The following is a 23,856-nucleotide window of genomic DNA, read 5'->3' as shown; positions in this document are numbered from 1 at the left end:
GTGTACCTCAGGAGGTGATCCGGGCGTGCTCGATGAGGAAGTCGAGCGTCCGAGCCTCGCGCAGCGAGAAGCGGAGAGTGTCCAGGTCCCCGTTCTTCTCCATCATGCTCCGCACTGCCGCCGCCGGCCGTTGGCTGGCCCGAGCGATCTTCTCGACTTCCGCCTCCACGTCGGGCTCGCCCGGCGCGAGCCCTTCCTTCTCGGCGATGGCCTCCAGCAGGAGCGACCGGCGGACGGCGCGCTCGGCTCCGGGCCGCATCTCTTCCAGCAGCTTCGGGTAGTCCCAGGGCAGCCGGTCAGGGTCCACGCCCTGCTGGCGGAGCCGCTCCCGGGTGTGCTCGATCTGGTGGCCCACCTGGCGGAGAACCAGCGCGTCGGGCACCTGGAAGGCGTGCCCGGCCAGGAGCACCTCCACCACGGCGTCCTCGAGGGCGCGGCGGTTCTCGCGGGCGCGGCGGTTCTCGAGGTCCTTCCTGAGCTCGGCACGCAGCGCCTCGAGGCTCTCGAAGGGCCCCATGCCCCGGGCGAAGTCATCGTCCAGCGGCGGGAGCACCTTCTCCTTGACCTCCTTCACCGTGACGGTGGCCTCCCCGGCACGCCCCCGCAGCGCCTCGTTGCTGTGGTCGTCCGGGAAGCGCACCCGCGCCTGGCGCGAGCCGCCCGGCCCGAGCCCGATCACGGCCTCCTCGATCTCGGGCATCACGGCCCCCTGGCCGAGGACGATGCCGTACCCGGTCTCGGCGCGCGGCGCCATCCCCTCGGGGGTGAGCGTGTAGTCCACGATGGCCAGATCGCCCAGGTCGGCCGGCCGCTCCACGGCCCGGTACTCGGCGTGGCGCTCCCTGAGCTGACCGAGCACCTCGTCCACCTCCTCGTCGGCGAGGGGTTTCGGCGTGTGCTGCGCGGCCAGGCCCACATAGGTGCCGAGCTCGATGGTGGGCTTGATCTCCACCACGGCGGCAAAGGACAGCGGGGCGCCCTCCTCGAGCCGCACCTCCTGGAGATCGGGCTCCTCCACGGGCTCGATCCGCGTCTCCCCGAGCGCCTGGCGATAGACGTCGGGGATGAGCCGGCGCGCCACTTCCTGCTTCACGTCGTCGGCAAAGTGGATCTTGATCATGCTGCGCGGGACCTTGCCCTTGCGGAAACCCGGCAGCCGGGCCTCCTTCTGCACCCGGCTGAAGGCGTGCTCCCAGGCCCGACGCACCACCTCGGGCTCCTCCTCCACCTGGAGGCGCCGCTTGCAGGCTCCCAGCTCCTGAACGTCGACTTTCATTCCGACTCCTTGGATTTCGCTCGCCTCGCCGCTGCCCGGCTCATCTCGCGCAACGGATTTCGCTCGCCTCGCCGCTGCCCGGCTCATCTCGCGCAACGGATTTCGCTCGCCTCGCCGCTGCCCGGCTCATCTCGCCCAACGGATCTCGCTCGCCTCGCCGCGCGCGGGGCCCAGCCCGCGGCCGCGGCTCATCTCGCCCTGCACGGGGGCTTGGTGCGAGAGGGGGGAGTTGAACCCCCACGGGGATGCCCCTCTGGATCCTAAGTCCAGCGCGTCTGCCAGTTCCGCCACTCTCGCACGAGTGCGTTCGCGGGTACGTGGGCGGGCCGACCGCCCCCAAAGAATAGCACAGGGCCCCCGCCCCGACCCTTCCGAGCCCGCGGTGCTGGCCCGAGGTGGTTCGCCCCCCTCGTCGCCGAAATCCCTCGAGGAGCCGGCCCGAGGAGCTGCGGAGCAGGGGATCCCCTCAGCCCGGCGGGCTGAGGTGGAACTTCTCCATGCGGTAGCGCAGGGTCTCCTTCGAGATGCCGAGCAGCCGGGAGGCCCGCGTCCGGTTCCACCCCGACGTATCGAGGGCCCGCACGATGAGCTCCCGCTCCACGTCGTCGAGCACGATGCCCCCGGACCCGAAGTCCACGGTCACGCCCTTGCCGGCCCCGACACTCACCGGTGCGGGGCGCTTGGCCTCGGCGAGCCCCAGCTGCTCGGCCGTGACGATGGGCCCCCCATGGAGGAGCGCGGCCCGCTCCAGCACGTGGGCCAGCTCGCGCACGTTGCCCGGCCACCCGTAGGCGAGCAGCGCCGTCTCGGCGTCGGGCGCCAGGTCCCTCACGGGCAGCCCGTACTGCGCCGTGAACCGGCGCATGAAGTGGCGCGCGAGGAGGGGTATGTCTGCGCCGCGCTCCCGCAGCGGCGGCACCTCCACGGTCAGCACCTTGATGCGATAGTAGAGGTCCGCCCGGAACGCGCCCTCGGCGATGGCCTCCTCGAGATCGCGGTTGGTCGCCGCGACGATCCGCGCGTTGAAGCTCTTCTGCCGGAGCCCGCCCAGGCGCCGGACCGCCTTGTCCTCGATGGCCTTGAGGAGCTTGACCTGGATGGCGGGATCCATGTGCCCGATCTCGTCCAGGAACAGCGTCCCGCCGTCGGCGGACTCGAAGAGGCCCGCCTTTGCGCTCCGCGCATCCGTGTACGCGCCTCGCTCGTACCCGAACAGCTCGGCCTCGAGGAGCGTGGCCGGAATGGCGGCGCAGTTGATCTCGACGAAGGGCCCCTGGGCCCTCGGGCTCTGGTAGTGGATCGCTCGGGCCACCATCTCCTTGCCGACCCCGGTTTCACCCACGACCAGCACGGTCGGCGCCGCGCCGCCCGCGGGTGTCTCGAGGGACGCGATCCGTTCGATCTGCTTCCGCAGAAGTCGGATCGGAGCGGATTCCCCCACGATGCCCGACACATGGCCGTCGGCCCCCTGGCGGGCCTTGAGATAGGACAGCTCCCGCTGCATGCGCAGGTGGGCCACGGCCTTGTCGACCACCACGCGGAGCTCGTCGAGGTCCAGTGGCTTCGTCAGGTAGTCGAAGGCCCCGAGCTTCATCGCCTGCACGGCGGCGGTCACCGAGGCGTGGGCCGTCATCATGATCACCTCGGTCGCGGCCGAGGCCTCCCGGATGCGACGGAGCACCTCGAGACCATCGATGCCGGGGAGCCGGACGTCCACCACGGCGACGTCCGGGCTCGCCTCCTCGGCCAGCCGCACGCCCTCCTCGCCTGACCGCGCCACGAGGGTCGAACAGTCGTACCGGTCGAGATAGATCGCGATGGAGTCCCCCAGGATCGTCTCGTCCTCCACCACGAGCACCAGGGGCGGCACCGCTCAGGCCTCCGCCGCGACCGGGAGCACCACGCGGAAGGTCGCGCCCTCCCCAGGCAGGCTGCGCACCGTGATCTTGCCCCCGTGCGCCTGGGTGAACTTCCGGGCGAGGGCGAGTCCCAGGCCCGTCCCCTGGGCCTTGGTCGTGTAGAAGGGCTCGAAGATCTTCGCGAGATCCTCGTCCGGGATGCCGGCGCCGCTGTCCCGCACTTCGACGAAGACCTGCGGCGCACCTGCCTCGTCCCGCGTCGCGCCGCTGCGCAACGAGACGGTCCCGCCGCCGGAGGCGGCGGCATCGATGGCATTGCCGATGAGGCTCCCGAACACTTCCTCGAGGAGGATGGCATCCCCCGTGACGGGAGGCAGCTCGGGCGCAAGCCGGGCGGCCACGCCGACGCCGGCCTTCACGCTGTGGGCCGCCAGCATCTCCAGGCTGCGCTGGACCACCGCGTTCACCTCCACCCGCGCGCTGCGGCGCTCGGCGGGCCGGACGAACTGGAGGAGCTCCTTCAGCCGCGCCTCGAGCCGGTCCACCTCGGCCATGATGCTCGTCAGACCCCGCGGCCCCGCCGGGTGCGCCTGGCAGTCGCCGCAGTCCAGCAGGGCGACCTGGGCCGACGCCCGGATGTTCGCCAGCGGGTTGCGGATCCCGTGGGCGACCGCCGTCACCACTTCCCCGACGGCGGCCATCCGCTCGGCTGCGACCAGCTGGGCCTGGACAGCTCGCAGTTCAACGTTGGCCGCGCCGAGCTGGTGGCTCCGCTGCTCGAGCGCCTCGTGCTGGCTCTCGATCCGGCGCGCCGCGCGGCGCACGATCCAGAACAGTGACACGTACAGCCCCGTGCCTCCTCCCAGGGCTGTCCCGACCACCGCCAGCTGTGCCTTGCGGATGCTGGCGAAGACACGCTCGGGCACCTTGTAGGTCTCGATCACGCCGACCACGCGCGCATCCCCCCGGTACACCACCGGGACGTAGACCTCGACGAGCTGGGGGAATCCCTCGCGCTCGAAGAGGTGCTCCCCTTTCTTCTCGCCGGCCTCGAGGTTGATCATGGTGCGCCCGCCCAGGGCACTCACGAGGTGCGGGTTCTCGGGGAAGCGCAGGCCGATGAGCCGAGGCTCGTCGGACCAGATCACCGCCATGCCCGCGTCGTAGATCTTCACCCGCGCGATCTCCGGCATCATCACGGTCTGATGATAGAAGGTCCGGAAGTGCTCCTGCGCCTCGGCGGTGGCGGGCGCCGCGAAGTCACCCGGCGCCAGGTGTTGCTGCGCCTCGGTCCGCACGTAGTCGGCCGTGAATCCCCACTCCCGCTCGAGCAAATCCCTGCGGAGCGCGTACGAGAGCACGACGGACAGGGCCGCCGTGATGAGCGCCACCACGAGAAGGCTCAGGATCGCGAACTGCCGGATCAGCGCCGACCCGGATGGCGGCCGGCCGAGAGCCCACGTCTTCATGTCGGGCCCATCATGGCAAATGGCGCCCGAGCGGTCAACGCAGGGAGGACGGGGGACGACTCGGGGCCGGGGCCCTCAGTGGTCCCCGGCGGCCCGCTCGCGGCAGTAGGCGTAGAGGGCGTCGTAGACCGCGAACTGGCGCGCCATGTTCTCGTGGTCGTCCGCGCTGATCAGCCTGAAGCCGCTGGCCACGGCGTAGAGTCCCCAGGCCTCCCGAGCGATCTCCCGGGCCTCCGTGTCCGCCCCGCGGACGATGAGCGCCAGGGCACGGAGGGCCGGGTCCTGGAGCCGGTACGCCTCGAGGAAGGCGTCGAAGGAGCAGCGCTCCCCGTGATGCCCGAGCTCCACTCCGGGCACGTCGAAGGGGATCGCTCCCTCGCGCCGGGCGGTCTCCATCACCTCGGCCTCCGGGACGAAGAGGAACTCCGCCCCGGGATCGACGAAGCGCTGGATCAGCCACGGGCAGGCGATCCGATCGACGCGCGCGCGCGCGCGGGTCACCCATTTCATGAGTCGCTCACCCCCAGGGCCACGGGCCCGCCAAAGCTGAGGGTGCCGGGATAGAGGAAGTACCGGAGGAGCTCGGACAGACTGGGCACGGGCGCTACCTCCTCTCCGCGATGGTGGCGTACAGGCCGTCGAAGATGGTCATGCCGTGGGCGAGCACCGCGTGGTCATCCGGCAAGGCGGCCAGCAGGCCGCGCAGCGCGAGGTCCAGCCCCCGGGCTTCCTCGCGGCCGAACTTGTCGTCCCGGAGATCCGCGTCGTGGACGATCTCGGCCAGGCCCGCCAGTCGCCGGTCGGGCAGGCCCGACCGCCCGAGCAGGGTCTCGAAGGTGCAGTCCTCCCCCTGGTGGCCGAACTCGGCCCCGAGGGCGTCGAAGGGGACGGCGCCCGCCGGGAACTGCTCGGGCGGAGCGAACAGGAACTCCGCCTCCGGATCGATGAAGCGCTTGATGAGCCACGCCGAGGCGATCCGGTCCACGTGGGGGCGCGGGCGGGTCACCCACGGGGAGCCCCGGTGCACGTCGAGCGCGGGGCCGCCGCTCGCGGCCGGCCTTGCCTCCCGCGGATGGAGGCGCATCTCGAGGGTGTCCCGGAGGCGGCTCACCTCCTCGTAGCCCGGCGCCTCGAAGAAATCGATGCTCCGCACGCGCTCGGCCTCCCGGGCGAGCCGCATCATCTCCTCGCGGTGGCCCGAGGCGCGGCGCCCCGCGGCGCCCCGCTCGAGCCCCCGGGCGAGCCTGCGATAGCGGTCAGCCAGCGCGCGGTACTCCTCGTCCCGCGCCTGCTGGAAGAGCCGGACGACGTGGTCGCGGGGCATGTTCTCGATCCGGTCCACCCTGAGCAGCGTGGCCTCGCCGCCCGCCTTCTGGACCTCCTGCGCGAGCCACTGGAAGCGCTCGAGGCCCTCGGCGGACACGGGCAGCAGATAGGCGGACGGCCTGAGCGCGACTGCGCCGAGCGCGCGGAGCTTTCTCCACATCCGCACCCGCACGCTCGACGGGTGAGGCGGCAGGCTCAGCATCAGGAGCAGCCACCCGGCGGCACCGGGCAGCGCCTGTGGCATGGCATCGTGGGGCAGCTCTATCATGCAACACCTGTTGCATGACTGTAACACTAATGTCAATGTCACGCCCACAAGCGGAGGGGAACGGCCGGGAGCCGATCGCATCATCGTGCCAGGCTTGCCCGGCCCTGGGACCCTGGCCTATCCTGCGGGCACTGTGTCTCACCAGGACCGGATCGGCGACCAGTTCACCCGGCAGACGGGCGACCCAGGCTCGAGCGCGCTCCTCACCGATCTCTACCAGCTCACCATGCTCCACTCCTATGTCCTGCACGGGATGACCGAGCCGGCGACCTTCGAGTTCTTCGCGCGCAAGCTGCCGCCGACCCGCAACTTCCTCATGGCCGCCGGGCTCGAGCAGGCGCTGCAGTTCCTGGAGACGCTGCGTTTCACCGAGGAGGAGCTCGACTGGGTGGCGAGGAGCCCGCGCTTCGACCGGGCGTTCGTGGAGTACCTGGCGGCGTTCCGCTTCACCGGCGAAGTGCACGCCATGCCCGAGGGCACCGTCTTCTTCCCGGACGAGCCCATCCTGCGCGTCACGGCGCCGATCCCCCAGGCGCAGCTGGTGGAGTCGCGGCTCATCAACCTGCTCCACTTCGAGACGCTCATCGCCTCCAAGGCCGCGCGCTCGGTGCTGGCGGCCCCGGGCAAGCTGCTGGTGGACTTCGGGCTGCGGCGGGCCCATGGCGCCGAGGCCGGGCTGCTGGCGGCGCGCGCATGCTATCTCGCCGGCATGTCCGGCTCCTCCACGGCGCTGGCCGAGCTGCGCTTCGGGGTGCCGGCCTTCGGCACGATGGCCCATTCCTTCGTCCAGGCGCATGACGACGAGACGGAGGCCTTCCTCGACTTCGCGCGCGACCATCCGCGGGATGCCGTCCTCCTGATCGACACCTACGACACCGAGGCCGCCGCCGAGAAGGTCGTCCGGCTGGCCCCGCGCTTGGCGCTGGAGGGCATCCGGATCAAGGGCGTGAGGCTCGACAGCGGCGACCTGGGCGAGCACGCGCGCCGGGTACGGCGCATCCTCGACGCAGGCGGCCTCCGGGACATCACGATCTTCGTCAGCAGCAGCCTCGACGAGCGCGCGCTCCAGGATCTCCTGGCCAGCGGAGCACCCATCGACGGCTTTGGCATCGGCTCGCGGCTGGATACCTCGGCGGACGCGCCCTACCTCGACTGCGCCTACAAGATCCAGGAGTACGCCGGGCGCCTCCGGCGCAAGCGCTCCGAGGGCAAGGCCACCTGGCCCGGACGGAAGCAGGTGTTCCGGCGCCACGAGGGCGGCCTGATGGCGGAGGACACGCTCACGCTCGAGGACGATCCCCAGGCGGGCGAGCCGCTGCTGCGGCCCGTGCTGAGCGGGGGGCGGCGCCTCGGGCCTCCGGTGCCCCTGGCGGACTCACGAGCGCATGCGGCCGCGCAGCTCGCCGCCCTGCCTCCGGCGTTGCAGAGCCTCGAGCCCGCGCCGCCTTACCCCGTGCGGGTGGCCCCGGCCCTCGTCGCAGCGGCCAGGGCCGTGGACGAGCGCACCTCGTGAGCCGCGGCCGGGGCCCTGTCAGCCTTCCACGCCCCGGAGAAAGGAGAGCAGCTCGGCATTGACCTCGGCGGGGCGCTCCTGCTGCGTCCAGTGGCCGCACCCGGGCAGCAGGACGAGCCGGCGCAGGTTGGGCACCGTCTCGTGCAGTCGATCGAGCGCGCGCCGCTGCATCGCGATCACGAGGTCCCGCTCGCCGGCCACGAAGAGCGCGGGCTGCATGACCTTCGCGTGCTGGTAGGCGGCCATCAGCTCCCAGCTGAGGTCCATGGCGCGGTACCAGCTGAGCCCCCCGCTGAAGCCGGTGCGCTGGAACTCGGCCGCGTAGAAGTCCAGGTCGGCCTCGGTGAGCCAGGCCGGCAGGCGTTCGGGATTCCCCAGCGCATCGAGAAACCTCGTCGTGCCAGGCATGACGGGACGCCATCTCTGCGCGGCGGGCGCATCTCCCGAGGCCGAGCAGAGCACGCGACGGAGCGTCGCGCGCACGTCACGCCCGAGCTCGGCCTCGGCCACGCCGGGCTCCTGGAAGTAGAGCATGTACATGAAGTGCTCCCCGGCCGCCCGCGCGAGCGCCGCCGTGGGCCGGATCGACCCCCGCGGCGAGTACGGCACGGAGAGCACGGCCGCGGCCGGGAAACGGTCGGGGCGCATCAGCGCGGCGTTCCAGGCCACGGGCGCCCCCCAGTCGTGCCCCACGATCACGGCCGTCTTCTCGCCGAGGGCGTCGAGCAGCCCCACCATGTCGCCCACGTGGTGGAGCATGGTGTATGCCTCGATGGCTCCGGGGCGATCGGTCTGCCCGTACCCCCGCATGTCCGGCGCGATGGCGCGGTAGCCGGCCGCCGCCAGCGCCGGCAGCTGATGCCGCCAGGAGTACCAGGACTCCGGAAAGCCGTGGCAGAGGAGCACCGCCCGCCCGCGTCCCTGCTCGGCCACGTGCATCCGAATGCCGTTGGTCTCGACGGCGCGGTGGACGAAGCCGGTCACCGAGCTCAGGCCTTGTCGCCTTTCTCCAGCTTGGCCCAGCTGTCGCGCAGCGAGACCGTGCGGTTCCAGACGGGCCGGCCAGGGACAGACTCCTTGGTGTCCACGCAGAAGTAGCCGCTGCGCTCGAACTGGTAGCGGCTGCCAGGGGCGGCATCCCCGAGCCCCGGCTCCAGCCGGCAGCCCGTGAGGCGCTCGAGCGAATGCGGGTTCAGATCGGCCTTCCAGTCGCCGCCCTCGTCGTCTCCCCCTGGCCGGGGCACCAGGAAGAGGTGGTCGTACAGCCTGACCTCGGCCTCCACCGCATGCGCCGCCGACACCCAGTGGATGGTCCCGCGGACCTTGCGCCCATCGGGGGCATCGCCGCCGCGGGTGGCCGGGTCGTAGCTGCAGCGCAGCTCCACGACCTGGCCCGTGCGCTCGTCCTTGACCACGCCCGTGCAGCGCACCAGATAGGCGTAGCGCAGCCGCACCTCCGCGCCTGGGGCCAGGCGGTGATATTTCCGGGGCGGCTCCTCCCGGAAGTCGTCCTGCTCGATGTAGACCACCCGCGAGAACGGCACCTGGCGAGTGCCCATCGCGGCGTCCTCGGGGTTGTTGACGGCTTCCATCATCTCCACCTGCCCCTCGGGGTAGTTCTCGATGACCACCCGGAGCGGGCGCAGCACGGCCATGGCCCGCGGCGCCCGCCGGTTCAGGTCCTCGCGCAGGCAGTGCTCGAGGTGCGCCACGTCCACCAGCGCCTCCTTCTTGGCCACGCCGATGCGCTCGCAGAACTCGCGGATGGCTTCAGGCGTGTAGCCGCGCCGGCGGAGCCCCGCGATGGTCGGCATCCGCGGGTCGTCCCAGCCGCTGACATGCCCGCCTTCCACCAGCTCCAGGAGCTTGCGCTTGCTCAGCACCGTGTGGCTCAGATTGAGGCGGGCGAACTCGATCTGCTGGGGGTGGTAGATGCCGAGGGCGTCGAGGAACCAGTCGTAGAGCGGCCGGTGGTCCTCGTACTCCATGGTGCAGATCGAGTGCGTGATCTCCTCGATGGAGTCCGACTCCCCGTGGGCGTAGTCGTACATCGGGTAGATGCACCAGCGGTCGCCGGTGCGCTGATGCGTCACCTTGCGGATCCGGTACATGGTGGGATCCCGCAGGTTGAGGTTCGGGGAGGCCATGTCGATCCTGGCGCGCAGCACGCGGGAGCCGTCGGGGAACTCCCCGGCCCGCATCCGCGCGAAGAGGTCCAGGTTCTCCTCCACGCTCCGGGTGCGGTACGGGCTCTCCGTCCCCGGCCGGGTGAGCGTGCCGCGGTACTGGCGGATCTCCTCCGCGCTCAGGTCGTCCACGTAGGCCCGGCCCGCCTTGATCAGCTGCACCGCCCACGCGTAGAGGCGGTCGAAGTAGTCGGAGGCGTGATAGAGGTGCGGCCCCCAGTCGAAGCCGAGCCAGCGGACATCGGCCATGATGGACTCGACGTACTCGGCCGTTTCCTTGGTGGGGTTGGTGTCGTCGAAGCGGAGGTGGCAGCGGCCGCCCGGGTGCTCGGCGGCCAGGCCGAAGTTGAGGCAGATGCTCTTGGCATGCCCGATGTGGAGGTACCCGTTGGGCTCGGGCGGGAAGCGCGTGACCACACGGCCGCCGAACCGGCTTGAGGCCAGGTCATCGGCGATCGCCTTGCGGATGAAGCTGGGGACCGGCTCGCTCGGGGACATGGCGCAACTATACCCCGATCCCGGGTGAGGCAGGAGGAGAGGGCGCCCTCCCCGGGGGGCCACAGGGCCGATTGACCGGACCGGTGCCGGCGACTAGCATCGCGGGAGCACCCCGGAGGCCATTCCCTACCGCGAGGAGGACAGACCCGTGGCCTGGAGCTACGTCACCGTCGAGAAGACCCCCCCGCTCGCCGTCGTCCGCTTCGACCGCCGTGGCAGCCGCAACGCCTTCAACCAGCACCTCGTCCGGGAGCTCACCGAGGCCGCCCTGGGCTTCCACGACGACCTCGACACGCAGTGCGTGGTGCTGGCCGGCGCCGCCGAGGCCTTCTCCGCCGGCGCCGACCTCAAGGACGCGGCCTCCTGGCAGCTCGCGGAGCAGAGTGACCTCGAGCGCCGCCGCCGTTTCTACTCCGGCGTGCGGCTCTGCAGGGCGTGGGAGGAGATGCCGCAGATCACCGTGGCGGCCATGGAGCGCATGGCCGTGGGCGCCGGCTGCGCCATCGCCCTGGCCTGCGACTGGCGCGTGCTGGGACGGAGGGCCTTCCTGTACGTTCCCGAGGTGCAGATCGGCCTCAATCTCCAGTGGGGGGCGCTGCCGCGGCTCATCACGCTGGTGGGCCCGGCCCGGGCCAAGCGCATCACGCTCCTCTGCGAGAAGCTCGACGCGGCCACGGCGCTCGACTGGGGGCTCGTGGACGCTCTGGCGGAGGACGGCCGCACCGTGGAGGTGGCGCTCGAGATGGCCCGGCGGGCGGCCGAGCGGCCAGCCGTCACGCTGCGGCTCATGAAGGAGGCGATCAACGCCACCGCGGGGGCGCTCCACCGCGCCACCTGCTTCGCCGATGGCGATCAGAGCCAGCTCACCGGGGGCTTCGAGGCCGCGCGAGCGGCCCGGGAGGCCTTTGCGCGGCGCTGACGCGGGCACGGCACCGGCCGGCAGGCGGCCCCGCGGAACGGACTACGAGCGCGTCAAATCGTGCCCCGCTCGCGCAGGGCGTGAATCTGCTGGCGACTCATCCCCAGCACCTCGCCGAAGATCGCCTCGTTGTGTTCGCCGAGGCGCGGGGGGAATGTCAACTCCGCAGGGCCCTCGGCGCTCACCTCGGCCAGCGGCGGCAGCACGACCTCCAGGCCGCTTCGAGCGTCCTTCACGCGAGTGAGTGCCTTCTTCAGCAGTGGCTCCTCGAGCACATCCGTCAGCGAATTCAGCTTCGCGACCGGGACACCGATGCGCTTCAGCGCCGTCAGGAACTCGGTGGTCGTCAGCGTTCGCGTGCAGTCGGCGATGCGCGCGTTGAGGCGGCCCACGTCGGCGATGCGGCCCGCGTTGCGTTGATACCCGGGCTCGGCCAGGGACTCGAAGCCGGGCAGACTCGTGATCGCTTCCCACTGCCGGTCATTGCCGACGGTGACGTACACGTGTCCATCGCGGGTCGGATACACCGACACCGGCGCAAAGAACTGGTGCGTGTTCCCGCGCCGCGTCACCTGCTCGCCCAGCGCGGTCAGCATCAGCGGGTTGGCCATCCACGTCGCCGCCGAGCGGAACATCGACACGTCGATGCGCGACCCCTCCCCCGTGACGGCGCGCTTGTACAGCGCCTTCATCACCGCCCCGTACGCATGTTCCGCCGCGCCGAGATCCACCATCGGCAGCCCGAACACGACCGGCGTCCCGTCGGGCTCTCCCGTCAGCTCCATCCATCCCGCCCGCGCCTGCAGCACCGGATCGTACGCGGCCTCGTCATGCTCGGGCCCGAAGCCCGACACGCCCACCCAGATGAGAGCGGGGCGAAGGGCCTTCAGTGACTCGTACTCGATGCCGAGCTTGGCATAGCTGGAGACGCGGTTGTTGGTGGCGAAGACATCAACGGGGAGCCGAGCGATCAGCGCATGCAGGAGCGCGCGGCCTTCGGCGTCCGCAAGATTCAGCGTGATCGCCTGCTTGCCGCAGTTGTTCGGCAGAAAATAGCTCGCCATCCCGTCCTCGCCCACGTGGTTCCGTCCGACGTACCGGTTAGGGTCGCCGCGCCCGGGGGCCTCCACGCGAATCACGCGCGCCCCGTCACGCGCCAGGCGCTGCGTGAGGAATGGCAGGGTCGTGGCCTGCTCGAGGGAGAGGATGGTGAGGTCGGAAAGAAGAGGCATGGCGCGGCTATCCCTCGCTCATCGCGCGCCGATCCTGCCACAGCGCGGGGAAGAGGTCAAACCGCGGCTTCGACGCGGAGCGTGGCTCCCCGGCGGCGCCGCTCAGAAGTACACCTTGAGGGCGGCGTACAGGAGCTGAGGCGCGCCGCCGTACTCGCTCTCCGGGCGGCTCACGCCGCGCGGGCCTCGGCCGATCCCGAAGGCCCCGCCGACGACGAGGCCCACGCTGTCGGACAGCGACCAGTCGGCCTGCGGCAGCAGCAGTGCCGACCCGTCCCCGAGGTTGACGAGCCCGGTGCCGGTGAGTGTCAGCAGCGGGTGGGCTTGCCAGCTGACCGCGCCGCCGAAGTAGGAGCGCCCGAGCCCGTTCAGCTCGCCCCGCCGGACGCGGTCGGCGCCGGCGATCGACGGGTAGTCCCCGGGGCGGGTGGCGCCGAAGCCGTTCCACGCGAGCTCGCCCGTCACCGAGACCGTCGTCGTGAGCTGGCGGTCGAGCCCGAGGCCTGCGCGCCAGAACCGGCGCCGACCGATCTCCGCGTCCCCCGCGTCGCCCGAGTCCGTGAACGCCACCTCCCCGCGCAGGCCCGTGCCGCGGACATTGGCCGTGACGAAGCCGCCGGCCACCGTGTCGGCGTGGAAGCGGCCCACCATGAGGCCGACGTCGGCGGGCCCCAGGTTCACGCGCGCGAGCGCCCCTGCGCTGCCGTCGCGCGCGAGGCTCGACCCGAGCGCGGCGCCGACGACCTCGATCTGCGACAGCTCGCCGAGCGCCAGTGTCCCGCGAACCGCATCGACGCCGGGCTTGTACTCGCGGTCGATCCGCTCGGGTCCGAACGGGGCGAACAGATCGAGGGCCGGCCAGAAGACGTTCACGCCCCACGTGATGGCCTGGCGACCGGCAACCAGGCGAAGGCCGCCCCGCTCCCAGCGGACGTTCAGGCGGTCCGCCTCCAGTGTCATGGAGGCGTCGTCCCCGCTCGGGAACGTATGCTGGAGTCCGAGGAAGCGCCGGGTCGTGCCAGCCGGGGCAATGCGCGCCGCCGGTGTCGCGGCGGGTGAGAGGAGCGAGAACACACCATGCGCCTCGACGCCGAGCCTCTCGGGCAGCGTCCCGTCGAGCTTCAGCCGGCCGATCACGAGCTCGGCGTCGCGCCGGCCGCCCTCGGGGTCATCGGCGCGCAGGAACCCGTAGGCGCGGGCATCCCCGCCGAGCGTCCACGACTCGGCGGGCGCCGGGCCGGGCATGGAGACCGGCCCCAGCGCCAGGGCCAGCGCGACCGCCGCCCAGTCAGCCCCGCGCGCGGGCCGACGACGCCAGCGGCTCATCGCTCTCGATGCGTCCGTCGCGCATCCGGATCAGCCGGTGGGCGCGCTCCATGATGCGCGGGTCGTGGGTGGAGAAGAGGAAGGTCGTCTTGAGCTCGTGGTGCAGGCCCTCCATGACGTCGAGGAGAGCGCCGGCGGTGGTCGTGTCGAGGTTGGCCGTGGGCTCGTCGGCCAGCACGAGGGTGGGCTCGGCGACGATGGCCCGGACCACGGCCACGCGCTGCTGCTGCCCGCCCGAGAGCTGGGCCGGGCGCCGTCCTTCGAGCCCGGCCAGGCCAACCTTGTCGAGGAGCGCGCGCACCCGGGCGCGGCGCTCGTGGCGCGGCACCCCCCGAAGCAGGAGGATGAACTCGGCGTTCTCCTCCGCCGAGAGCACGGGGACGAGATTGTAGCCCTGGAAGATGTAGGCCACGTGCTCGAGCCGGAGGCGCGCCAGCCCATCGGCCGAGAGCGCCCCGAGCTCCTGGCCGCCCACGATCACGCGCCCGGCGTCGGGCCGATCCAGCCCGCCGGCCACGTTGAGCAGGGTTGTCTTCCCGGACCCGGACGGCCCGGCCAGCGCCACGAACTCGCCGCGCGCGAGACGCACGGAGACATGGTCGATCGCCCGGACCTCCTGGTCCCCCTGCCGGAAGACGCGGAGCACATCGACCAGCTCCAGCGCTGGCGCGCTCGAAGCGCCGGGGCCGGCGACCGCCGCTCCAGTCCCCATCACTTCAGCAGCCCCGCGTCCACCGGGCGCGCGGCCGGCCGCGCAGCCACGAGGGACAGGACGACCGTGAGCCCGAACACGAGCGCGGCGGACACAACGACGCGTCGCACGCTCAGGGAGGCGTACATGACCGGCTCCACGAGCACGCCGCCGCTCTCGAGCGGCTGGTCGGTGAACCACGCCAGCGGCAGGCCCCGGATACCGAAGTAGGCGTTGACGGCGAGGCCGATGGCGAGCCCCCCGGCGATTCCGAGCCCCGCGAGCATCCCCCCTTCCAGCATCACCGTGCCCCAGCGCCGGCCGGGCGTGAGGCCGAGGGCGCCCAGGAGCGCGATCTCGCGGCGCCGCTCGAGAACAGACATGAGCAAGGTATTGAGGACCATGAACCCGATGATGACGAAGAAGATGGCGTTGAAGAGGTAGTGCCCGCCGTCGTCGAGCCGGATGGCCGCCTCGACATCGGGATCGGCCTGGGCCCAGGTGAGCGCCTCGAGCCCGGGGAAGGCGCGGCGCGCGGCGGCCGCGCGCGCGGCGGATTGCGCCTGGTCCCCGAGGATGAGTGCCACCTGGTGCACGCCGCCGCCCAGCGCCAGGAGCTCCTGCGCCGAGCCGAGCGGCACGAGCAGGAGCCCCCGATCGACGTCCTCCAGCCCCGTGTGCACGACGCCGACCACGTGCAGCAGCACCGAGCGCACGTCCCCCTCGCCCGCGGCCTGGGCCATCACCACGACGCGGCCGCCGATGCCGGCGTGGAGCACCCGCGCGACGCCGCTGCCGATGATGGCGGTGCCGCGGCCACCCAGGGCCGCGAAGCGCCCCTCGCGTACCCACGCGGGGTAGCGGGAGACGGCCGCCTCGGCGACGGGGTCGACCCCCACCAGGGCCACGCCGACCGCCCCGTCAGCCGAGGACAGTAGCGCCGAGGCGAAGACGCGGGGCAGGACCGCCACGACATCGCGCTGTTCCCGCGCCCAGCCGGCCACGCGCCGCGCCGCATCCTCGGCGATGACCATCTCCACCCCCCGGCGTTCCTGATAGCCGCGTGCCTGCACGAGCACGTGGCCGGAACCCATGCCGACCGCCGCGTCGATCATCTGCAGATGGCTCCCGTCGCCGAGCCCGAGCATCGTGAGCAGCAGGCCGAGGCCCAGCGCGACCCCCGCGCCCGTGAGCAGCGTGCGCCACGGGCGGCGCCAGAGGTTCCGCCACGCGAGACGCAGCAGCACGGCGATCAGTCGGCCCGCGCGGCCAGCGCCGCCACCGGGCGCAGGCGGGCCGCGCGCAGCGCCGGCAGGAGGCCGGCCAGCGTGACGAGGGCGGCGAGCGACAGAGCGATCGACGGCACCTGGCGCCACGTCCACGCTCCCCGCAGGACCGGGTCGATGAGCACGCCGGAGAGGGTCAACCCTTCGGCCCACCGGGTGAGGTCCCACCCGTGAACGACGAAGTAGGCCATGCCGCCGGTGCCCAGCGCGACCCCGGCCGCGATGCCCGCCGCGGCCAGGCTCGCGCACTCCGCAAGCACCATGGCGAGGACCAGCGGCGGGCGCAGCCCCAGCGAGGCCAGCACCCCCAGCTCGTGGGTGCGCTCGAACACGGCCATGAGCATGGTGTTGAGCACGCCGAAGCCCGCGAAGAGGCCGACGATGCCGAGCATCACCCAGCCCCAGGCCCGGATCAGCCGGCGGTAGTCGACCAGCGCCGGCACCAGCGTCTCCCACGATTCCGCCCGGGCCCCGGGGGGCAGGGTTCCGTCCGCCTCGAGGACCTCGGCCACGCGGCGCGCCTGCTCGGGATCGGCGACGCGCGCGACCACCTGGTGGATGCGCCCGGGCCCCAGCGCCATGATGTCCTGCAGGTCGTGGAGAGCCACCACCGCCAGCGAGCGGTCCAGCGTGCCGAGGCCGGTGCGGATGATGCCGCGCACGCGCCAGAGCTCGTTCCCCACCGACCCGTCGGCGGCCTGGGTGACGACGGCGACCTCGTCGCCCACCGCGACAGCCAGCTCCTCGGCGAGCGCCTTGCCGAGCAGAACCGCCCGCGGCGGCGCACCGTCGAGCCCCCGGCCGTCCACGACGCTCTCGAGCACGCGGGTGACGCGGGCCTCGCGCGCGGGATCCACACCGAGGATCTCCGCGCCCGCGGAGCGCCGGTCCGCCGAGAGGAGGCCGAAGCCGACGACGCGCGGCGCCGCGGCCATGCGCACGCGCCGCTCCACTGCCACCAGGAGCGCGCGCACGTCGGTGCCGCCGGGGCCCCCGATCGTGTCGTAGAGGTTGCGGTCGCGGCGGAACGTCGCGTCCTGCACCTGGAGGTGTCCGATCACCAGCCGCGTGCCGTTCTCGAGCGTCTGGCGCACGAGGCCCTCGCGCAGAGACTCCACGGTGATCAGCACGGCGCAGGCGACGGCGACCGCCGCGATGGACAGGAGGCTGCGGCCGGGATTGCGCCAGAGGTTACGCCAGCCGAGGCGGAGCGTCACCATGTCAGCGCCTGAGTGCCGCGAGGCTGAAGGTGTCGGCCGGCAGGCGCACGTCGAAGGTCAGGCGGTGGTACCTGATGACGGTGGATTCGTCCGGCTTGTCGCTGGGCACCACCCCCACGGTGGCGGGCACGAGCCGGCCGCCCATGACCCGGTAGTCGGAGAACGTCAACGTCCGCCTCAGGGCGCCGTCGTCGCCGTAGTACCGCGCCCATGTCGGCATGAGGTCCTTGTGGCGCACCTGGAGCAGGATTTTGCCCCACACGACCGCCGCCTCCGGTCGTGGCGTCAGCACGAACTCCCAGACCTCGACCCCGTTGCGGGGGCCCGAGAAGCCCACGGCGATGTCGTAGTCGCGCACGAGGCGGGACTCCTTCACCAGGTCGTCGTTGGTGAAGTGCGAGCCCATCCACGAGGCCATCATCATCGACGTCGGGACCCGGATGGTGCGGTCGATCTTGGGCAGGTAGTTCCAGATGTCCTCGCCGGTCTTGAGCGTCACGGTGCCGGCCTCCTTCGCAGGGCCGGTGACCTTGATGAGCGCCTTGTCCGTGCCTTCGGACCAGACCCGCATGGTGAGCGTGCGCGTCCAGCGTCGCGTCACGACCGACATGGTGACCTCGCCTTCCGAGGAGTCGCCTCGCAGCAGCCGGTCCACGCGGTCGACGATGGCCTTGGCATCGACGCTCGGCGCCGCCGCGACGGCGGGTGGAAGCCCGAGCGCGGCCGCCAGTCCCAAGGCGATCGCCGCTCCGCCGAGACCGCTGCCGCCACACCGCATGAGGCTATCGTCCTCGTTGTCGGGGGTACCCTGGAGGTGCCCCAGGGGTTCCTTGCCCGACGCTCTCGCCTGCGTGCACGGGCAGTGCCAGGCGAAAGAAGATTGCTTTCGCCACCTTATGCCGGCCTCGGCGGCGGGGCTGTCCCGGGAGGGCCACGGATGAGGCGCTGGCACCCCGCAGGCCCGCGGGCGGGCGCCGCAGGAGGAGTGCTTCCGGAGGGGCGAGGGCGACGGTCGCGAGCAGGACGGCGGGGGCGACGCGGCGCGACCGCGCAGCCGAGAGTGCGGTGTCAACGGCGGCCGCTCCCGGCCGCTCCAGGTTGACAGCACCGGGCAGAGGCCACATCATGCAGCCAGCCATGCCAACGCCGCGCACGGTTGGGGAGCTGCGCGAGAGCGGATACGCGCCGCGATCGGTGAAGGAGGAGCTGCGCGACAACCTGATCGCACGACTCACGCGCGGCGAGCCGCTCTTTCCGGGCATCATCGGCTACGAGGACAGTGTGGTCCCGCAGATCGAGAACGCCCTCCTCAGCGGCCAGGACATCGTCTTCCTCGGCGAGCGCGGCCAGGCCAAGACCCGCATGGCGCGCCTCCTGGTGGCCCTGCTCGACGACCAGGTGCCAGCACTCCTGGGCTGCGAGATCAACGACGACCCGCTGGCGCCCATCTGCCACGCGTGCCGGCTGCGCCTGGCGGGAGAAGGCGATGCGGCCGCCGTGGCCTGGATCCCCCGCGACCGCCGCTACGGCGAGAAGCTCGCCACCCCCGACATCACCATCGCCGACCTCATCGGCGAGGTGGACCCCATCAAGGTCGCCGAGGGGCGGTACCTCTCGGACGAGCTCACCATTCACTACGGGCTGCTGCCACGTACCCACCGCGGCATCTTCGCCATCAACGAATTGCCCGATCTCGCCGAGCGGATCCAGGTGGGGCTCCTCAACATCATGGAGGAGCGCGATGTCCAGATCCGCGGCTACAAGGTGCGCCTGCCGCTGGATCTCTTCGTCGTCGCCAGCGCCAACCCCGAGGACTACACCAACCGCGGCCGGATCATCACCCCGCTCAAGGACCGCTTCGGCTCGCAGATCCGCACCCATTACCCGCGCCGGCTCGAGGACGAGATCGCCATCATGGAGGCCGAGCACACCGCCTTCCGCACCGACGGCCTCCGCGTCGCCGCCGCCGACTACATGAAGCAGGTGGTGGCCGAGCTGACCCACCTGGCGCGCCGTTCCCCTGAGATCAGCCAGCGCTCGGGCGTCTCGGTGCGCGTGAGCATCTGCAACTACGAGAACCTGCTCTCGAGCGCCCTCAAGCGCGCCATCCGCCTGGGCGAGCGGGAGGTGGCGCCGCGGGTGAGCGACCTCGGAGCCATCGTCGCCTCCACCGCGGGCAAGATCGAGCTCGAGACCGTCGGCGAGGCGAGCGAGGAGAAAGTGCTCGCCAAGCTCGCCCAGAAGGCGGTGCTCAACGTCTTCACCAAGCGCTTCGCGGCCGGCGAGCTCGACGACGTCGTGGGCGCCTTCAAGGGAGGCATGCGCATCGAGGTGTCCGACAGCATGCCCTCGCGGGAGTACGTCCGCCAGATCGGCGAGGCGCGGCCGCTTCACGCCGCGGTCAGGCGGCTCGGCGCGGTGGACGAGGCCGGCATGGCCGCGGCGCTGGAGTTCATCCTCGAGGGCCTCCACCTCTCCCGCAAGCTCAACAAGGACGTCCAGGCCGGGCAGGCCCGGTACCGGGGCTGAGGGAAGCAGGACGGCCGTGGCGCGGATCCGCTACTCGCGCTGGGACGGCACGCAGCAGCTCGACGACCTCGGCGCCGACGACCTCCTCGCCGCCATGTCCGACGATCTCCTGGCGGGCGCCGATCTCAGGACCGCGCTGCGGCGCCTCTTCCAGCGGGGCGCGCAGCCGCCGCAGGGGCAGCGCCTCCAGGGGCTGCAGGACCTGCTCCGGCGCCTGCAGCGCCAGCGTCAGCAGCGGCTCGACCGGTACGACCTCGGCTCGGCGCTCGCCGACATCGAGAAGAAGCTGGACGAGATCATCGGGAAGGAGCGCGCGGGCATTCCGGCGCGGCTCCCGGAGGGCCCCGAGCGCGACCGGAGACTGGAGAGCCTCGACCGCCTGCCCCCGGATGCCGCCGGGCGCATCAAGGGCCTCCAGGCCCACGACTTCGCCGATCCCGAGGCGGCAAGGCTCTTCCAGGAGCTCCTCCGTTCGCTCCAGGAGCAGATGCTCCAGCCCTTCCTCAAGGGGATGAAGCAGGGGCTCGAGGGCCTCACGCCGCAAGACCTGGCGCGCACGCGCGAGATGCTCCGCGACCTCAACCGCCTGCTCCGCCAGCGCATGGACGGGGAGGAGCCCGACTTCGACGCCTTCAAGCAGAAGTGGGGCCAGCACTTCCCCGGCGCCGAGAGCCTCGACGACGTCCTCGAGCAGATCGCCCGGCAGAGCGCCCAGATGCAGTCGCTCGTGGAGAGCATGTCTCCAGGGCAGCGCGCCCAGATCGAGGAGATGATGCGCGGGCTCTTCATGCAGGACGAGCGGCTCGAGGCCGAGCTGCGCCAGCTCGCCATGCATCTGGGCGCGCTCTTGCCCATGGACGAGCTGTCCCGGCGCTGGGACTTCAGGGGCGAGGAGAACGTGACGCTCCGGGAGGCCATGGGGCTCATGGAGGAGCTGTCCGAGATGGAGCGCCTCGAGCGCCAGCTCCGTCAGGCGCAGGCCCCGGGCGACCTCCAGCAGATCGACCCGAAGCAGGTGGAGCGCCTCCTGGGAGAGGAGGCGGCCCGCGACCTCCAGCAGCTTCGCGACCTGGCGCGAAAGCTCGAGGAGGCGGGCTACCTCGAGCGCCAGGGCAACCGGCTCACGCTCACCGCCCGGGCCATCCGCAAGATCGGGGAGACCGCGCTCCGCGAGGTCTTCGCCCGGCTCCAGCGCGACCGCTTCGGCCGCCACGCCCTCGACCGCCGCGGCGCCGGCGGCGACCGCACCGACGAGAGCAAGCCCTACGAGTTCGGCGACCCCTTCCTGCTGGACCTGGAGGCCACGGTGATGCGGGCCGTCGAGCGGGGCGGCCCCGGGTTGCCGGTGCGGCTCGAGCCCGGCGACTTCCAGGTCTCCCGCACCGAGGCCTCCACGCGCGCGGCCACGGTGGTGATGCTCGACATGAGCCGCTCCATGCTCAACAGCGGCTCCTTCTTGCCGGCGAAGAAGGTGGCGCTGGCGCTGAGCGCGCTGATCCGGGCGCAGTTCCCGCGCGATCGCCTCCACGTCGTGGGCTTCTCGCTCTACGCCCGCGAGTTCAAGGTGGAGGAGCTGCCGGGGCTGGCGTGGAGCGAGTGGAGCATCGGCACCAACATCCACCACGGGCTCGAGGTGGCGCGCCAGCTCCTGGGCCGCGACCGCGGCGCCAACAAGCAGATCCTCATGGTCACCGACGGGGAGCCCACCGCGCACATGGAGGACGGCGAGGCCCAGTTCTCCTACCCCCCCACGCGCCGGACCCTCCAGGCCACGCTGGAGGAGGTACAGCGCTGCACGCGCGAGGGAATCACGATCAACACCTTCATGCTGGACGAAAGCGACATGCTGGCCGCCTTCGTCGAGCAGATGGCTCGCCTCAACCGGGGGCGCGCCTTCTTCGTGACGCCGGAGCGCCTCGGCGAGTTCGTCCTGGTGGACTACGTCCGCGGCAAGCGCGTCCGCTCCTCCCGCTGAACGACACCCCCGGCGCGCCTCTCCCACTCTCCCCGGGAGACGGCGGGGCACGGCGCCGTACCGGAATTGACACGCTCTGACTCGCCGGCTATAGTGGGCCGTAACCCTGTGGATTTGACGACCATGCGCGCGACTTCGGGCCACGATGCCGTCCTTGCCGACTTCCTTCAGGCCATCGCCCCGGTCCGCTCCCGCATCCTGCGGCTGATCCTGTTCGGCTCGCGCGCCAGGCGGGACCATCGGACCGACTCCGATTACGATCTCCTGGTCGTGGTGTCCGGGAGGGACTCCGCCCTGAACGAGGTCCTGTACGATGCCGTGATGGACGTCCTGCTGGCGCACGGCCGGGTCGTGTCGCTCAAGGTGCTCGAGGAGCGCGAGTACGAGCGCTTGCGCGCGCTTGGCACCCCCTTCATGCAACGCATCGCTGAGGAAGGCGTGGCCGTTGGATAGAGCGCAGCGCGAGCTCATGCGCGGCTACCTGGCCAAGGCGCGAGACAAGGCGCGTGTGGCGCGCGATCTCTTCGCGAAGGGTGACTGGGAGGACGCCGTGTCGCGCGCCTACTACGCAGCGTACCATGCAGCGCAGGCGGCTCTTCTGACCGAGGGGCAGCGAGGAGAGACGCATCGGGGTGTGGTCCTGCTCTTCGGGCTCCTGCTCGTCAAGACGGGGAAGCTCGACAGGCGCTGGGGCAAGCTCCTTGCCAACCTCAAGGACGACCGGGAGGCAAGCGACTACGACGCCCTGTCGTTCGTCGACGAGGCCACCGCTCGGCGGGCCCTCGAGGAGGCCGAGGCCTTCGTGGCCCATGTCGGGAGCTACGTCGGCGCGCTGATGGGAGAACAGCCAGCGAACTGAGCCGCCCCCGGGCTGCCACCATGAAGGCTCATCGGACCGCACTTCGAGGCCTGAGTGCGGTCGGCGCTCGAAATGGTCGGCGCCAAGATCCCGGTAATCGACGCCGTCTCTGAGCATGTAGTAGGGGGCGGTGAGCATCGACGCGGCGACGGCGATGATGGCCTTCTTCGGGCCCCGGCGACTCTTGAGGCGGATGAATCGTGCGCGGAGGTGGCTGTCCTTCTCGCGGGCGGCGGCCCACGGGCCTTGGACGAGGGCCGTCTTCAGCCAGGGTTACTGGGGCGGATGCGGATAGTGCAAGCGCACTATTATCCTCCCCGCCCCGGCTCGCCTCGGCGAGTTCGTCCTCGTGGACTGCGTCCGCGGCGAGCGCGTCCGCTCCTCCCGCTGAACGACGTCGAGGGCGAGCGCCCTCACGGCCGGTCCTTGACTCGGCATCCCGGCCGGAGCAGTATCCGTGGCGCCAGAGGGCGATCGAGAGCCGGAGGTGTGGCGCCCTCCCTCACCCGCCGGGTGGCAACGGGAGAGCGGGGTTCGCCAGGGGGGCCGCCGCCCAACTCGCGCGGGACCGAAAGCGCAGGCAGGGCCTTCAGCCTGACCATGCGGCCGGCGTCGCCCATTTCACCGGCACCGTCTACATCACCGGCAAGCCGATCCCGTCGTGAGCGGGCGGTGAGCGGGGCGCACATGGATTTCGCGAAGCGGATCGGCGATCTCCAGGAGACCATCCGCCAGCGGCGCCTGGCCGGGGCGGTGCTGTTCTATTCGCGCGACGTCTACTATTACACCGGGACCGCCCAGCCGTCCTATCTGGTGGTGCGGCCCGACGACTATGTCCTGTTCGTGCTCCGGGGCCACGATTTCGCGCGACGGGAATCCGGCCTGGCCGCCGAGCGCATCGTCGCCGAGGGCAACCTCAAGACCATCGGTGCCCGTATGTTTCTCGGCCGGGGCGCCGGCGAGAAGGTCGGCACCGAACTGGACATGCTGACGGTCACCCAGTCCCGGGCTCTGGCCCGGGCCCTGGGCGACCGCGAACTGGTGGACATCTCGCCCGACGTGCTGGCCCGGCGCTCCATCAAGTGCGCCGAGGAAATCGACCGCATCCGCAAGGCCTGCGACGCCGTCCACGCCGGCCACCTCGCCCTGGTCTCCTACCTCAGGCCCGGCATGAGCGAGCTGGAACTGGCCGCCCGCGTCGAGAACGCCCACCGGCTGGCCGGCCACGACGGCATGTTCTTCATGCGCATGCCGGACTTCGTGATGGGCCGGGAGCCGCTGGCCTCGGGCCCCAATCTGCGCCGGACCAGCGGCGCGGTCTACACCATCACCGGCACCGGACTGAGCGCCGCCGTGCCGGCCGGGGCCTCGCGCCGGATCATGGCGGCCGGGGACCTCGTCGTCGTCGATATCCCGACCTGCGT

General features: G+C 71.6%; 20 protein-coding genes and 1 tRNA gene. 7 read left to right on the top strand and 14 right to left on the bottom strand.

Going from position 1 to position 23,856, the window contains the following annotated elements:
• Positions 1–7: 7 nt before the first annotated feature.
• From tig to HYV93_05315, 6 genes are all read right to left on the bottom strand, one after another.
• Entirely contained in the window at positions 8–1,276 is a 1,269-nt protein-coding gene (gene tig / locus HYV93_05340; GenBank protein ID MBI2525388.1) for a trigger factor, read from the bottom strand.
• A 211-nt stretch (positions 1,277–1,487) separates the two neighbouring features.
• Positions 1,488–1,573: transfer RNA gene (locus tag HYV93_05335), tRNA-Leu, on the bottom strand.
• A gap of 169 nt (positions 1,574–1,742) precedes the next feature.
• The gene (locus tag HYV93_05330; GenBank protein MBI2525387.1) at positions 1,743–3,146 is read right to left on the bottom strand and encodes a sigma-54-dependent Fis family transcriptional regulator; all 1,404 of its coding nucleotides are present in this window, start codon (positions 3,144–3,146) and stop codon (positions 1,743–1,745) included.
• Between the two features lie 3 nt (positions 3,147–3,149).
• Positions 3,150–4,604, bottom strand: a complete 1,455-nt coding sequence (locus tag HYV93_05325) for a hypothetical protein (protein ID MBI2525386.1) — start codon at positions 4,602–4,604, stop codon at positions 3,150–3,152.
• 75 nt (positions 4,605–4,679) lie between these two features.
• The gene (locus tag HYV93_05320) at positions 4,680–5,114 is read right to left on the bottom strand and encodes a chromate resistance protein (protein MBI2525385.1); all 435 of its coding nucleotides are present in this window, start codon (positions 5,112–5,114) and stop codon (positions 4,680–4,682) included.
• 94 nt (positions 5,115–5,208) lie between these two features.
• A complete protein-coding gene (locus HYV93_05315; protein MBI2525384.1) occupies positions 5,209–6,174 on the bottom strand; it encodes a chromate resistance protein in 966 nt (321 codons plus the stop codon).
• A 22-nt stretch (positions 6,175–6,196) separates the two neighbouring features.
• Here HYV93_05315 and HYV93_05310 point away from each other — a divergent pair, with 22 nt between their 5' ends.
• Entirely contained in the window at positions 6,197–7,711 is a 1,515-nt protein-coding gene (locus tag HYV93_05310; protein MBI2525383.1) for a nicotinate phosphoribosyltransferase, read from the top strand.
• Positions 7,712–7,729: 18 nt separating this feature from the next.
• Here HYV93_05310 and HYV93_05305 read toward each other — a convergent pair whose 3' ends face one another.
• On the bottom strand, positions 7,730–8,650 hold the full coding sequence (locus HYV93_05305) for an alpha/beta hydrolase (GenBank protein ID MBI2525382.1): 921 nt from the start codon (positions 8,648–8,650) through the stop codon (positions 7,730–7,732).
• Positions 8,651–8,700: 50 nt separating this feature from the next.
• A complete protein-coding gene (locus HYV93_05300; GenBank protein MBI2525381.1) occupies positions 8,701–10,395 on the bottom strand; it encodes a glutamine--tRNA ligase/YqeY domain fusion protein in 1,695 nt (564 codons plus the stop codon).
• 148 nt (positions 10,396–10,543) lie between these two features.
• Between HYV93_05300 and HYV93_05295 the strand changes: the two genes are divergently transcribed.
• Positions 10,544–11,314, top strand: a complete 771-nt coding sequence (locus tag HYV93_05295; GenBank protein ID MBI2525380.1) for an enoyl-CoA hydratase/isomerase family protein — start codon at positions 10,544–10,546, stop codon at positions 11,312–11,314.
• A 53-nt stretch (positions 11,315–11,367) separates the two neighbouring features.
• Here the strand turns inward: HYV93_05295 and HYV93_05290 are convergent, their stop codons facing one another.
• The 6 genes from HYV93_05290 to HYV93_05265 form a co-directional block, all read right to left on the bottom strand.
• Positions 11,368–12,546, bottom strand: a complete 1,179-nt coding sequence (locus tag HYV93_05290; protein MBI2525379.1) for a CoA transferase — start codon at positions 12,544–12,546, stop codon at positions 11,368–11,370.
• A 102-nt stretch (positions 12,547–12,648) separates the two neighbouring features.
• A complete protein-coding gene (locus HYV93_05285) occupies positions 12,649–13,872 on the bottom strand; it encodes a hypothetical protein (GenBank protein ID MBI2525378.1) in 1,224 nt (407 codons plus the stop codon).
• Entirely contained in the window at positions 13,835–14,584 is a 750-nt protein-coding gene (locus HYV93_05280) for an ABC transporter ATP-binding protein (GenBank protein ID MBI2525377.1), read from the bottom strand. Before HYV93_05280 ends, HYV93_05285 begins: the two co-directional genes overlap by 38 nt.
• Positions 14,584–15,810: an ABC transporter permease gene (locus HYV93_05275; GenBank protein MBI2525376.1), complete on the bottom strand. Its 1,227-nt coding sequence runs from the start codon at positions 15,808–15,810 to the stop codon at positions 14,584–14,586. The genes HYV93_05280 and HYV93_05275 overlap by 1 nt, the downstream gene beginning before the upstream one ends.
• A gap of 5 nt (positions 15,811–15,815) precedes the next feature.
• Positions 15,816–17,069, bottom strand: coding sequence for an ABC transporter permease (locus HYV93_05270; protein MBI2525375.1), 1,254 nt, complete (start codon positions 17,067–17,069; stop codon positions 15,816–15,818).
• A gap of 1 nt (position 17,070) precedes the next feature.
• The gene (locus HYV93_05265) at positions 17,071–17,847 is read right to left on the bottom strand and encodes an outer membrane lipoprotein-sorting protein (GenBank protein MBI2525374.1); all 777 of its coding nucleotides are present in this window, start codon (positions 17,845–17,847) and stop codon (positions 17,071–17,073) included.
• 359 nt (positions 17,848–18,206) lie between these two features.
• Here HYV93_05265 and HYV93_05260 point away from each other — a divergent pair, with 359 nt between their 5' ends.
• From HYV93_05260 to HYV93_05240, 5 genes are all read left to right on the top strand, one after another.
• On the top strand, positions 18,207–19,598 hold the full coding sequence (locus tag HYV93_05260) for an AAA family ATPase (protein MBI2525373.1): 1,392 nt from the start codon (positions 18,207–18,209) through the stop codon (positions 19,596–19,598).
• Positions 19,599–19,692: 94 nt separating this feature from the next.
• Positions 19,693–21,573, top strand: a complete 1,881-nt coding sequence (locus HYV93_05255) for a VWA domain-containing protein (protein ID MBI2525372.1) — start codon at positions 19,693–19,695, stop codon at positions 21,571–21,573.
• Between the two features lie 123 nt (positions 21,574–21,696).
• Positions 21,697–22,026, top strand: coding sequence for a nucleotidyltransferase domain-containing protein (locus HYV93_05250; protein ID MBI2525371.1), 330 nt, complete (start codon positions 21,697–21,699; stop codon positions 22,024–22,026).
• Entirely contained in the window at positions 22,019–22,432 is a 414-nt protein-coding gene (locus tag HYV93_05245) for a HEPN domain-containing protein (protein MBI2525370.1), read from the top strand. The genes HYV93_05250 and HYV93_05245 overlap by 8 nt, the downstream gene beginning before the upstream one ends.
• Before the next feature lie 687 nt (positions 22,433–23,119).
• On the top strand, positions 23,120–23,856 hold a 737-nt coding region (locus tag HYV93_05240), incomplete at its 3' end, for an aminopeptidase P family protein (protein ID MBI2525369.1).

The organism is Candidatus Rokuibacteriota bacterium, assembly GCA_016188005.1.
Taxonomy (GTDB): domain Bacteria; phylum Methylomirabilota; class Methylomirabilia; order Rokubacteriales; family CSP1-6; genus UBA12499.
Note: the sequence above shows the minus strand (reverse complement) of the source record. Positions and strands in the feature narration are given on the sequence as shown.